A 13,605-nucleotide genomic window follows, 5' to 3' on the forward strand; every position below is an offset into this window, starting at 1 on the left:
GACTATTACGGAAACAATGACAGAGACGGTAACAGAGACAATTACAGAGACAATGACAGAAACCGTAACAGAGACGGTAACCGAGACGATAACGGAGACAGTAACCGAGACGATGACAGAAACCGTCACTGAAACAATTACCGAAACAGTAACCGAAACGATGACAGAAACTGTAACTGAAACAATTACCGAAACCGTCACGGAGACTGTAACAGAAACTATTACAGAAACTATGACGGAGACAGTAACTGAAACGATAACGGAAACTACAACTCCGTCCGTAACCGAAACAATTACAGAGACGGTAACAGAGACAGTAACCGAAACTGTTACTGAAACGGTAACTGAGACGATTACCGAGACAGTAACAGAGACAATAACAGAAACAATAACCGAGACTGTAACTGAAACGATGACAGAAACTGTAACGGAGACGATAACGGAAACGGCGACAGAAACGGTAACGGAGACAATTACAGAAACAATGACTGAAACTGTAACAGAAACAATCACAGAGACGATGACAGAGACGGTTACAGAAACGATAACGGAAACAGCAACTGAAACGGTAACGGAGACAATTACAGAAACTATGACTGAAACTGTAACAGAGACAATTACCGAGACGATAACGGAAACTGTTACAGAGACTGTGACAGAGACGATTACCGAGACGGTGACTGAAACTGTAACGGAGACTATTACCGAGACGATGACGGAGACAGTAACAGAGACGATTACGGAAACGGCAACTGAAACAATTACGGAGACTATAACTGAAACGGCTACGGAGACTGTCACAGAGACTATTACAGAAACGGCCACCGAAACTGTAACCGAGACAATTACCGAGACGATGACCGAAACTGTAACAGAAACGATAACCGAAACAGCTACTGAAACTGTAACGGAGACTATTACAGAAACGGCCACCGAGACTGTAACCGAGACGATTACAGAAACGATGACTGAAACTGTAACAGAAACGATAACCGAAACAGCTACTGAAACTGTAACGGAGACGATTACCGAAACGGCCACTGAAACTGTGACTGAAACGATAACAGAGACGATGACTGAAACTGTAACAGAGACGATTACAGAAACGGCCACAGAGACTGTGACCGAGACGATTACAGAGACGATTACCGAAACTGTAACAGAAACGATAACCGAAACAGCTACTGAAACTGTAACGGAGACTATTACAGAAACAGACACCGAGACTGTAACCGAGACGATTACCGAGACGATTACTGAAACTGTAACAGAAACGATAACCGAAACAGCTACTGAAACTGTAACGGAGACGATTACCGAAACGGCCACTGAGACTGTAACAGAAAGTATTACCGAGACTATGACGGAGACAGTAACAGAGACGATTACAGAAACGGCAACTGAAACAATTACGGAGACAGTAACAGAAACAGTCACGGAAACAGTAACGGAGACAGCCACTGAGACTGTGACAGAGACTATGACAGAAACGGTAACTGAGACTGTAACGGAAACAATTACAGAGACAATGACAGAAACGGTTACGGAAACGGTAACTGAAACAGCCACTGAGACTGTGACAGAGACGGTAACTGAGACTGTGACAGAAACAATTACAGAGACAATGACGGAAACAGTGACAGAGACTATGACAGAAACGGTAACTGAGACTGTAACAGAAACAATTACAGAGACAATTACAGAAACGGTTACGGAAACAATAACTGAAACAGCAACTGAGACTATAACTGAGACAATTACAGAGACTATGACGGAGACTGTAACAGAAACTGTAACTGAGACTGTAACAGAAACAATTACAGAGACTATAACAGAAACTGCTACTGAAACGGTGACTGAGACAATTACAGAAACGGCCACAGAAACTGTAACCGAGACAATAACAGAAACGGCTACGGAAACTGTAACAGAGACAATAACAGAGACTGCTACGGAGACTGTAACAGAAACAATAACTGAAACGATGACTGAAACCGTAACCGAGACGATTACAGAGACTATGACTGAAACTGTAACGGAGACAATAACCGAAACCGTAACCGAAACAGTAACTGAAACTATTACGGAAACGGCCACGGAGACGGTAACCGAAACTATTACAGAGACATCTACAGAGACTATAACCGAGACAGTTACGGAGACAATGACCGAAACAGTTACTGAAACAGCAACAGAAACGATAACAGAAACGGCAACGGAGACTGTTACAGAGACGATGACAGAAACAGCCACTGAAACGATTACAGAAACTGTAACTGAGACTATGACGGAAACAATGACCGAAACAGTAACTGAAACAGCAACTGAAACGATAACAGAAACGGCAACAGAGACCGTTACAGAGACGATAACAGAAACAGCCACTGAAACGATTACAGAAACTGTAACTGAGACCATGACGGAAACAGTTACAGAAACAGTAACAGAGACGGTCACGGAAACAATTACGGAGACTGCGACAGAAACCGTAACGGAAACAATGACAGAGACGTCCACGGAAACAGTAACAGAGACGGTCACGGAAACAATTACTGAGACTGCGACAGAAACCGTAACAGAAACAATGACAGAGACGTCCACGGAAACAGTAACAGAGACGGTCACGGAAACGATGACTGAGACTGCGACAGAAACCGTAACAGAAACAATGACAGAGACGTCCACGGAAACAGTAACAGAGACGGTTACGGAAACAATGACTGAGACTGCGACAGAAACCGTAACAGAAACAATGACAGAGACGTCCACGGAAACAGTAACAGAGACGGTTACGGAAACGATGACTGAGACGGCCACCGAAACCGTAACAGAAACCATGACGGAAACGGCCACTGAAACGGTAACCGAGACGGTCACGGAAACAATGACGGAGACAGCCACCGAAACAGTGACGGAGACGATGACAGAGACTGTTACGGAAACTGTTACAGAGACTGTCACAGAAACAATGACAGAGACGGCAACGGAGACTGTTACGGAAACTGCTACTGAAACTATGACTGAAACGATAACTGAAACTGCAACTGAAACAGCAACAGAGACGATAACTGAAACCGCGACTGAAACAGTAACCGAAACAATTACAGAAACTGCTACAGAGACAATAACAGAGACAGTAACAGAGACTTCCACGGCGACGCCTACAAATACTCTGTCCCCGACATTCACTGAAACTTCAACGCCTACAGTGACAGAGACGGATACGCCGTCTGCCACGCAGACAAATACAGAAACTGTTACTGCGACTTCCACGGAAACTAATACGCAGACAGTTACTGAAACGGTTACAGATACTGTAACGGCAACGAATACGCCGACCATAATGCTGTCGCCGACATCAACTCCTACGGCAACATCTACAAACACAATGTCAACTACGCCTACTCTTACGGCTACGGCCACTGCTACAGGTACTGCCACGGCGTCAAGAACTATGACCTTTACAGCCACGGCTTCGCCTACTGTAACGCTTACGCCGGCATTCTCGGCAACGGCCACGGTTACTTCGTCGGCAACTCTTACTGCTACAGCCACAGTGACAGAAACTAATACGCCGACATCAACGCCGACAGAGTCAGAGACATCAACTATTACCTCCACTTGGACCGCCTCGCCGACTATTACGGTAACGCCTACGGTAACACCTCTGCCGAATTATCAGATTACTATTAAGGTTTATAATTCCGCGGGTGAAGTGGTAAGAGAGCTTTCCAGAGAAGTTGAATACGGAACATATAATATGTTTAAAGACTTTACGGTGGAAAACCCGGTATTCAGCCCGGATGACGGCGGAACGGTAAGGCTTAATATTGAAGGTATGATAGTGGAATGGGACGGCAAGAACGAGCAGGAAAAGAGTGTTGAAAACGGCGTCTATTACATACATGTGGAATGCAAGGATGAATATGGTTTTGTCCACTCGGTCACAAAAGATGTCACTGTGCTTACCAACAGCGTGAAAATGCAGGTTAGAATATACAGCAGCGCAGGCGAAATTGTAAAAATAATACCTGTTGATATGACATATACGGCAACGGAAGATACTATTAAAATAGTTCCGGAGCCTCCACAGGCTTTTGTGCCGGGCGATAACAATCAGGTAAACTATGTGCAGATTGTATATAACGGGCAGACGATTCTCTGGGATGGAACCAATGATTTTGGCGTGATTGTGGGCAACGGCGTTTATACAGTGCAGATAGTAAACGTCAACACCAAAGGTTATAAGATTGTGGCTTCGACAAATCTGACGGTTCTTCATAACGGTTATGAAATACTGTCAAATATCAGAATTATACCCAATCCTATTGACCTTGCACAATACAGGACACTTACCATAAGATATGACGCTATGGCAGGCACACGCATAAAAGCTAAACTGTATAATATTGCGGGTGAACTGATAAAGACCCTTGAACCTTCTGCGGGCGCGCTGGAGATTAAGTGGAATATTATGGAATTTGATAAGCCGCTTCCTGCCGGCGTATATATAGTGGTTATAGAGGCAAGGTCCAATAATGGAATGACAAAGAATGCAGTGGAAAAATTTACCATGATCAGGTAATGTTTTCCGGTTTTAACCTGAGTAATTCATAACATTACAAAATCTAAAAAACAAATTCTGTAATTTGTCAGATTTGTTAAGGAAAATTATGCTTAGAAGAAAGGTGAGTGAGTTATCCGGAGGGGAAATAAATGCTTTAATGGTATATACGCACGACGGCAGAGAACTTGTAAAACGGGGTGTTGAAATAACCCCCTTGATAGCGGAAAAACTGAAAGAACAAAGAATAAGTTTTATTTACACGGAGAGTCCGGTAAAGGTATCTGAAATTTATGAACGAAATATTATAGCCGGTCTGCAAAAAGTTGTTAATTGTTTTGTTGAAACCGGCGGTAATAGCGCTGAAATTCTAAAACGTTATAATGACGCCGATATAAAAATATTTCTATCTACCAATAACGAATTGGGCAGGGCGATAGCTTATGGCCATATTTTAAAGTTTTACGCGGAAAAAATGTATGCGATGCTTTGCGGAAAATCTGATATTATTTATGATTTTATAGATTATAGAGGAAAAGAAAACTATTTTGTTTTTCATATGGTTAACACATGCTGCATGTGCATGGCGGCTGCAAAAAATTTTGGAATGGATAAAAGTGCGGTAATAGATCTGGGCATAGGAACGATGCTGTATGATTATCAGATGAAAAACATGACTTTTTCCTTAAAAAACAGTGTTTTAAAACCCGGCGAGATGGAAAAAATTCAGGAGCATACGGAAAAAGCTTATGAGTATTTAAGGTCTGTTTACGGAATGCCTTCAAGTTCTTCGGCGATAGCCCTTCAGCATCACGAAAGGTATAACGGAACCGGGTATCCGAAAAAATTGTCCGGCGATAACATCCTTATTTTAAGCAGAATAGCATCGGTGTGTGATGTCTATGATTCAATGGTTACAGAAAGGTTTCACAGGCCGGCTTATAATCCCGAAGAGGTTTGGGATTATATAAAAATGAATTCAGGAGTTATATTTGATCCTGAAATTACAGCGGTTTTTTTACGCACGATTCCCAGGTATATGCCTGGCGATACAGTGGAGCTTATCTGCGGGAAATATGGTGTTGTGGCGGAAAATCATTTTGAGAGGCCTGAAAATCCAGATATAATATTAATTGAAAAAACGGGTGAAAATGATATAATCGGGATGAAAACCGAAAAAAAATCAGGTACGGTTGCTGCTGAAGGTAATTTTCAGATAATCAGGACAGCCGGAAGAATAAGGTGAAAAGTTTTATGGGAAAGACTATAGCAATTGTTAACCAGAAAGGCGGCGTGGGCAAAACCACCACCACAGTCAATTTATCCGCTTATCTGGCGGCAAAAGGAAGAAAAGTTTTGCTTGTAGATATTGACCCGCAGGGCAATGCCACAATTGGGCTTGGCATAAATAAACACGCTGAAGAATCAAATATAAATGATGTGCTTATGGGCGATGAAAATATCGCCGCGGTTATAAAAAAAACATCGGTTGACGGCTTGTTTCTTGCCGCGTCAAATGTAAATCTTGCCGGCGCTGAAATACAGCTTGTGGAAATGCAGGAGCGCGAATACAGGCTGAAACAGGCGCTTGCTGAAATTAAAGAAGATTATGATTACATTTTTATAGATTGTCCCCCGGCGCTTGGGCTTTTAACCTTGAATTCCCTTGTTGCCGCGGATTCGGTGCTTATTCCGATACAGTGCGAATTCTATGCTTTAGAAGGACTTGCCAGGCTGCTTGAAACTGTGGAGCTGGTTAAGGACAGCCTTAACCCGGACCTTATGATAGAAGGGGCTCTTATCACAATGTTTGATTCCCGAACAAGCCTTTCGGTCCAGGTGCTGGAAGAAATAAAGAAAAAATTTAAAAACCGTGCCTATGACACCATAATTCCAAGAAATGTAAGGCTGTCTGAAGCGCCGGGTTTTGGCCAGACGATACTTCAATATGATAAAGGTTCCAGAGGCGCAAAAGCATACGAAAATCTTGCCGAAGAAATAATTAAAGGTGAAAAACACGCATCAAAAGAGAGGTTGGTAAAATGAGTTCAGGAAAAAGCAGGCTTGGAAAAGGCCTTGACGCGTTAATTCCGGGTTCAAGGGCCAAATTAAGCGGGCAGGCGCCTGTAGTTCTGTCCTCGGGATTGTCAGAAATAAATGTTTCTGATATTAAACCGAATACACTGCAGCCCAGGAAGACTTTTACGGCTGATAAAATGGAAGAATTAATACAGTCAATAAAAGAAAACGGCATTATAGAACCCATTATTCTTAATGAAACAGGTTCGGGTAAATATGAAATTATTGCCGGTGAAAGGCGTTTTATAGCCGCACAGAGGGCGGGTTTAAGAAAGGTACCCGCGGTTATAAAAAATGTCACCGCAATGAAAAAACTTGAATGGGCGGTTGTGGAAAATATAATAAGAGAAGATTTAAATCCCATAGAAGAAGCGATGGCTTACAAGCAGCTTATGGAAGGTTACAGGATGACCCAGGAGCAGCTTGCCGCAAAACTTGGGCGCGTAAGGGCGACTGTGGCCAACACGTTAAGGCTTCTTATGCTTCCGGAATCCGTACAGCAGTATGTGAAAACCGGGCGTTTAAATGAAGGTCACGGTAAAGTACTTCTGGGTATCGATGATAAAAGCAGGCAGAAAGCCCTTGCGGAACAGGCTGTAAAAAAAGACCTTTCTGTAAGGGAACTTGAAGAACTGGTTGCGGATATGCCCGGAAAAAGAACCAGAAGCGCTTCTAAGCCGGCAGACAATTCCGCGGAAATGAAGGATATTGAAAAGGAAATGAAGTTTAAGCTTGGAACCAAGGTGAATATTAAGGGCAGTTATAAAAGGGGTAAAATAGAAATAGAGTATTATAATAAGGAAGACTTTGAAAGGATACTGCAGGTTTTTAAAGATTAATTTAATAAGCCGAAAATTAAAAACGCACCCGATGGGGTGCGTTTTTTTATTTAATTGGGTTTCTTTTTATAGCCGGCGGCTTCTATCTCTTTTTGAAGCTGTTGAACCCAGGCGTTATATTCCGGTTCAATTTCCTTAAGCCTTTCGCGGGACTTTTTTACCCATTTGCTCTCAGGCGGAGTAAAAAGGTCCGTGACGGTCTGATACTGTACATAAGCGTTTTTCAGGGAATTGTCCTCCATCAGCATTCTGTACTGAGGTTCGGATATTTTCTTTTTTGACAGCTGTTCATCGTAATACTGTTTTTTTGCTTCCGCGTTTTTATAGAAAGAAAGGTGGCGTTCGCCTTCAAGGAATTCGCGTTTTGCCCTGCGTACCACTTCCAGCGGCGCCATTACAAAAAAGGCAATTATGAAAACTGAAAGCGCAAGGCCTGTGTTTATAAGAACTTTCTTTGTATTTTCTGTCATTTTAATGCTCCTTTGCTTATTTATGCCTTAATTTTAAGGTTAAACACGCTGTTTGTCAACATTATAAAAGTAGGCAGGGGCCTGAAATTTGACGGATGTGTTATCCTGTTGCGCCGGGCACCGGGGTATTATATAATAAAAATTCAAACTTTGAAAAGAGGTATAATATGGATAAAAGTTATGAGAAAGCCCTGAAATATTGCCTGAACCTGCTGTCAAAACAGGATTATCCGGAACTTGAACTTATAAAGAAACTTGAAAAAAAAGGCAATGATTCTCAGATAACAGAAAAGGTAATTAACTTTCTGAAGTCAAAGAATTACCTGAATGACAGGGCGTTTATGGAAAGGATTATTGAGAAATATACGCTGATAGAGCCGGCGGGCAGGCTTTTTATAGCGGCAAAACTGGAAGCCAGGGGTTTCGCGGAGAAGGATTATACCGGAATACTAAGCGGGCTTGATGAAACAAAGCTTGCAAAAGCGGCGATGGCATATAGAAAAAAGAGCAGGCCTAAAGATAAAGATAAGTTCAATAATGCCCAATATTGGGGCAAATATCTTGCTTTAAGGGGCTTTGAGTATGATATAATTGAAAAAATCACAGATGGAATGAAGGAGGAATTTTAATTGAAAAGCGCTGAATTAAGAGAATTATACCTGCAGTTTTTTGCGTCCAAAGGGCATCAGATAAAACCAAGCTGGTCTTTAATACCTGAAGATCCGTCACTGTTATTTACGGTGGCCGGAATGGTGCCTTTTAAAAATTATTTCCTTGGCAAAGTTCCGCTGACGTTTACAAGGGCTACCACGGCACAAAAATGCATAAGGACCAATGATATAGACAATGTGGGGCGCACCAGAAGGCATCACACTTTCTTTGAAATGCTTGGGCATTTTTCATTCGGCGATTATTTTAAAGAAGACGCCATAAAATGGATATGGGAGTTTTTAACCGAAGCCGTAAAATTACCTAAAGACAGGCTTTATATAACTATATATCTTGATGACGATGACGCTTATGATATCTGGGTGAAAAAGATGAAAATTCCCGAAGACCGTATTTTCAGGCTTGGGAAAGACACTAATTTCTGGGAAATGGGGCCTGTGGGCCCGTGCGGCTACTGCAGTGAAATATATTTTGATTTTGAACCGGATAATAAATCTAAAGTGACGGCGCAGGATATAGAGACTAACGATAACCGTTTTCTTGAAATATGCAACAGCGTTTTTACGGAATTTGACAAGCAGCCGGACGGAAAGCTTCTGCCGCTGGCACAGAAGAATATTGATTTTGGAATGGGGCTTGAAAGGCTTGCGGTGGTTTCCCAGGGCGTGCTATCCAATTTTGAAACCGACCTGTTTATGCCTATAATAACACAGTGTGAAGAGATTGCCGGCGCCAAATACGGCAAAGATGAAAAGACAAACATATCCCTGCGCGTAATTGCGGATCACGCCAGGGGTGTTTCTTTTCTTATCGGCGACGGCGTACTTCCGTCAAACGAAGGGCGCGGTTATGTATTAAGAAGGATAATAAGGCGCGCCGTCAGGCACGGCAGGCTGCTGGGAATTAAAGAAGCTTTTCTTCATACGCTTGTACCGACTGTGGCTGAAATTATGAACGGCGCGTACCCGGAAATTTCACAGAGAAAAGATTACATTATGCAGATTATAAAAATGGAAGAAGATAAATTCGCGGAGACAATGGATAAGGGAATTGAACTTCTTAACCATGAAATAAAAGGCCTTAAAGATAAAGGCGAAAAGCATTTATCGGGCGAAGCCGCATTTAAACTTTATGATACTTTTGGCTTTCCTATTGAAATAACAGAGGAGATTCTGGCGGAAAACGGCATGAACGTCGATAAAGACGGTTTTAAATCTTCAATGGAAGCGCAGAGAGCAATGGCAAAAAAAGCGTGGAAGGGAATTAATTCCGAGCTTGGCGAAAAAATGCCAAAAGGGACCCTTGAAAAACTTAATGTAACAAAGTTCACCGGTTATGAAACCATAAATGAAGACGGGTGCAAAGTTCTGCTGCTTGCCGCGAAGAAAGAAAAAGTGCAGTCAGTTGCCGCGGGTCAGGAAGCATTTGTGGTGCTTGATAAAACCCCTTTTTACGCCGAAGGCGGAGGCCAGGTGGGCGATAGCGGAATGCTTTATTTTGACGGCGGCGAAGCAAAGGTAAAAGACACGCAGAAAATGGATGAAAAATTCATTCACATCATAAAGGTAATAAAAGGCGAAATTAAAGAGGGAATGACAGTTAAGGCGCAGGTTGATAAAAATGAAAGAGACGCAACGATGAAAAATCATACATGCACCCACCTTCTTCAGGCGGCTTTAAGGCTTGTATTGGGATTACATGTAGAGCAGGCAGGTTCGTATGTGGGACCCGACAGGTTAAGGTTCGACTTTACGCATTTCGCGCCGCTTACCGAAGATGAAATAAAAAAAGTGCAGTTTATCATGAACGGCTGGATACAGGAAAGCTATGACGTAAATGTTGAACTGCTTGATTTTCATCAGGCAAAAGCAAAAGGGGCCATGGCGCTTTTTGATGATAAATATAAAGATAAAGTCAGAATGGTTACAGTCGGTGATGTCTCGCTTGAGCTGTGCGCCGGGACGCATATAAGCAATTCCGGAGAGATTGGTATGGTTAAGATAATCTCGTATGGTTCCACGGCGGCGGGAGTGCGCAGGATAGAAGCCGTAACCGGAAGGGGCGCTGAGGCGCTTTTTGGGGAATATGATGATTTTATAAACGGCTTAAAAGAGCAGTTTAAGGTATCGTCTATAGATGATATAAAGGAAAGGCTGAAAAAACTTGCATCTGAAAATAGAGAGATGGAAAAAAGTATTTCTGAATACAAAAAAGCTGATGTGTTAAAAAATGTGGAAAGTTACCTTGATTCTGCCGTGGAGATAAACGGATATAAGCTAATAACTGTTAAGTTCGCGGATGCCGATAAAAAGGCTGTAAGGGACCTTGGCGATATTTTAAAGGCAAGGGTAAAAAAAGGAGCGGCTTTAATAGCGAATTCCGTAGAAGGAAAAATTTCTTTCCTGTGCGTTGTTTCTGATGACGCATCAGGAAAACTTGATGCCGGAAAGATAGTTAAAGAGGCGGCTGCCGTATGCGGCGGCGGCGGCGGCGGAAGAAAAGACATGGCCGAAGCCGGAGGCAAGGACCCTTCAAAAGTGGATGAAGCCATAAATAAAGTAATAGAATTAATAAAAACTTTGACGGCATAAAACAACAGGAGAATCACATTGAGAATAATGGCATTTGATTCAGGTACGAAAAGGATAGGCGTGGCATCAAGCGATGAAACCGCTTTAATAGCGGCGGGAATAGGCTACATAGAAGTAAACGAGAAAACGGATGAAGAAATTAAAAAAGTGGTGGAAGAAAGAAAACCGGGCAGGCTTGTAGTCGGCAGGCCTTTAAATATGAACGGGACGGATAATCCCAAGACAACGTTTGCCAATGAACTTGCGGAAAGGTTAAAAACGCTTTTTCCGGAAATGGAAATAGTGATGTGGGATGAAAGGCTTACTTCTATGCAGGCTAATAAAATGCTTATTGCCGGCGGTATGAGGCGCGACAAAAGAAAAGAAACCGTGGATAAAGTGGCTGCGGCTCTTATTCTGCAGAATTACCTTGATTTTCTTAAAATGAGGGAGCGCAATGTCTGAACGCAAAAAAACTTTAACGGCGGCGGTTAAATTTGTGACTGTTTTTTTTATGGCGTTATTATCAGCCGTAATTTTCTGTTTTTTTATACCGGTTCATCCGCTGTCTGATGATAAGGTAAATGTATATATAAATTACGGTTCAGGAATAAGGGCTATTTCCAGGGAATTAAAAAATGCCGGTGTTATAAGAAACAGGACGGTTTTCAGGGTATATTCAATTATTTCAGGCAATACCACAAACCTGAAAGCCGGAGAGTATGAATTTGGCTATAATGAAAACATAGCGGGTATTATAAAAAGAATGGCAATAGGGGATGTTATCAAACACCCTGTTACCGTGACCGAAGGCATGGATGTATCCGAAATAGCCGCGGCGCTTGCGTCAAAAAGTATGGCTGACCCCGCGCGCTTTATGGCTTTGTGCAGGGATCCGGAATTCCTTAAGAAAAACGGATTTCCAAGAAACAATGCGGAAGGTTTTCTTTTTCCTGACACTTATAGCTTTGTAAAAGGGGAGACAGAAGAGCGCGTTATAGCGGCCATGTACGCGCGGTTTAAGCAGAAAGTTGCCCTGAATATAGATGAAAATTATGTAATCAACGGTTATAAAATAAACGGATACGGAATTTTAAAACTTGCCTCTATAATAGAAAAAGAAGCGCAGCTGGATTCTGAAAGGCCCAAAGTGGCTTCTGTATTCTATAACAGGTTAAAGTCGGAAGAAGCATACCTGCAGAGGCTTGAATCCTGCGCCACGGTAAGGTACGCTAAAAATAAGAAAAAAGGCGCGCTTTTATACAAGGATCTCAGATTCAATTCTCCCTATAACACATATATAACTATCGGATTACCCCCCGGGCCGATATGCAATCCGGGAATTAAAAGTATAGAAGCCGCAATGGCTCCGGCAGACACAAAATACAGGTACTTTGTGGTAAAGGCTGACGGGGCGCATACTTTTTCTGAAACTTTAAATCAGCATAACGCGGCCAAACAGCAGTACAAGGACAATAAATGAAAAAATCACTGTTTGCCGCAGCCCTGTTTTTAATTCAGGCCGCGTGTGTCTGCGCTTTTACCGCGGATTCTGGCGCGCCCGTATATACACAACCCTATTACCTGCAGGCCGAATATACGGAAAAATATTTTGAATATAAAAGTTTTTATATTATTCAGGGTGAAGACAGTTACTATAACAGGCTTCTTGAAGGGCTTACCACGCAGGTGATGACCGGAATGTCGCAGTCTTTCAGGCTTTCAATAAACCTTCCGGAAGATTATTCCGCGGGGATAAGTGTTCTGCATGTCCTGCAGAAAATGGGTGATTATAATTTAAATAATTTTCAGTCGCTTACAGTGGCAGCGGACAGGAAAATAGGGGATATGTTCAGCGTGGGCGCCGGAATAAGGGTGCCTTTAATTGAAAATCTGCCTGACGATCCAAGGCTTCTGGATTATAGCGATAAACTGAATCTGATATTAAGGGCGCAGGCGCGTATGCCTTTATGGCTGCTTAGGTTTTACGCGGATGTAATATTTGAACAGAACCTTAAAAATGTAATGTATAAAAATGAAATTACGGCAATGGCGGGGATGGGTGTTGAAGTGTTTAATGACCCGGAAAAACAGAAAATTACGCTTCTGTGTGAAGCCGGCGCGCAGTATTGGATATATGGCGAATATTTCTCATATATATGGAAAGCTGTGCCGCAGGCTGTACTTTCTTTTAACGGCGGATTTGACCTTGTGTTTTCCGTGGATTTTTTACTGGATGCTTACAGGGTGTATGCAAATGAACCGGATGATATTTTATTTTCCGTAAAAGCCAATTATTCTTTTGACCCGCTGCCTCATCCCAAAGAAGGACAGGAAGGCGGCGATGACAATTCGGGAGGCACCACAATTTATTACCCGGAGCCGGAAAAAGAGCTAGAGTAATTGTTTAATAC

The 13,605-nt window shown here is 42.4% G+C and carries 10 protein-coding genes; 9 read left to right on the forward strand and 1 reads right to left on the reverse strand.

Annotation, left to right across the window (positions count from 1 at the left end; all coding sequences use genetic code 11):
- The 4 genes from JXR81_03290 to JXR81_03305 form a co-directional block, all read left to right on the forward strand.
- The coding region (locus JXR81_03290; protein ID MBN2753873.1) for a hypothetical protein at positions 1-4,585 on the forward strand (4,585 nt) is incomplete at its 5' end.
- Positions 4,586-4,688: 103 nt separating this feature from the next.
- Positions 4,689-5,810 carry a hypothetical protein gene (locus JXR81_03295; GenBank protein MBN2753874.1) on the forward strand — a complete coding sequence of 374 codons (1,122 nt, stop codon included), beginning with the start codon at positions 4,689-4,691 and terminating at the stop codon, positions 5,808-5,810.
- Positions 5,811-5,818: 8 nt separating this feature from the next.
- A complete protein-coding gene (locus tag JXR81_03300) occupies positions 5,819-6,610 on the forward strand; it encodes a ParA family protein (protein MBN2753875.1) in 792 nt (263 codons plus the stop codon).
- Positions 6,607-7,482, forward strand: coding sequence for a ParB/RepB/Spo0J family partition protein (locus JXR81_03305; GenBank protein MBN2753876.1), 876 nt, complete (start codon positions 6,607-6,609; stop codon positions 7,480-7,482). The genes JXR81_03300 and JXR81_03305 overlap by 4 nt, the downstream gene beginning before the upstream one ends.
- 50 nt (positions 7,483-7,532) lie before the next feature.
- Here JXR81_03305 and JXR81_03310 read toward each other — a convergent pair whose 3' ends face one another.
- Positions 7,533-7,952: a hypothetical protein gene (locus tag JXR81_03310; GenBank protein MBN2753877.1), complete on the reverse strand. Its 420-nt coding sequence runs from the start codon at positions 7,950-7,952 to the stop codon at positions 7,533-7,535.
- A gap of 167 nt (positions 7,953-8,119) precedes the next feature.
- Here JXR81_03310 and JXR81_03315 point away from each other — a divergent pair, with 167 nt between their 5' ends.
- From JXR81_03315 to JXR81_03335, 5 genes are read left to right on the forward strand one after another with little or no spacing between them, the layout of a single operon-like run.
- Positions 8,120-8,581 carry a regulatory protein RecX gene (locus tag JXR81_03315; protein ID MBN2753878.1) on the forward strand — a complete coding sequence of 154 codons (462 nt, stop codon included), beginning with the start codon at positions 8,120-8,122 and terminating at the stop codon, positions 8,579-8,581.
- Positions 8,582-11,212 carry an alanine--tRNA ligase gene (gene alaS / locus JXR81_03320; protein MBN2753879.1) on the forward strand — a complete coding sequence of 877 codons (2,631 nt, stop codon included), beginning with the start codon at positions 8,582-8,584 and terminating at the stop codon, positions 11,210-11,212. It abuts the gene before it with no gap.
- Positions 11,213-11,230: 18 nt separating this feature from the next.
- Entirely contained in the window at positions 11,231-11,656 is a 426-nt protein-coding gene (gene ruvX / locus JXR81_03325) for a Holliday junction resolvase RuvX (protein MBN2753880.1), read from the forward strand.
- Entirely contained in the window at positions 11,649-12,674 is a 1,026-nt protein-coding gene (mltG, locus tag JXR81_03330) for an endolytic transglycosylase MltG (protein MBN2753881.1), read from the forward strand. Before ruvX ends, mltG begins: the two co-directional genes overlap by 8 nt.
- Positions 12,671-13,594: a hypothetical protein gene (locus tag JXR81_03335; protein ID MBN2753882.1), complete on the forward strand. Its 924-nt coding sequence runs from the start codon at positions 12,671-12,673 to the stop codon at positions 13,592-13,594. The genes mltG and JXR81_03335 overlap by 4 nt, the downstream gene beginning before the upstream one ends.
- Positions 13,595-13,605: the final 11 nt, after the last annotated feature.

The organism is Candidatus Goldiibacteriota bacterium (genome assembly GCA_016937715.1).
GTDB lineage: Bacteria > Oederibacteriota > PGYV01 > PGYV01 > PGYV01 > PGYV01.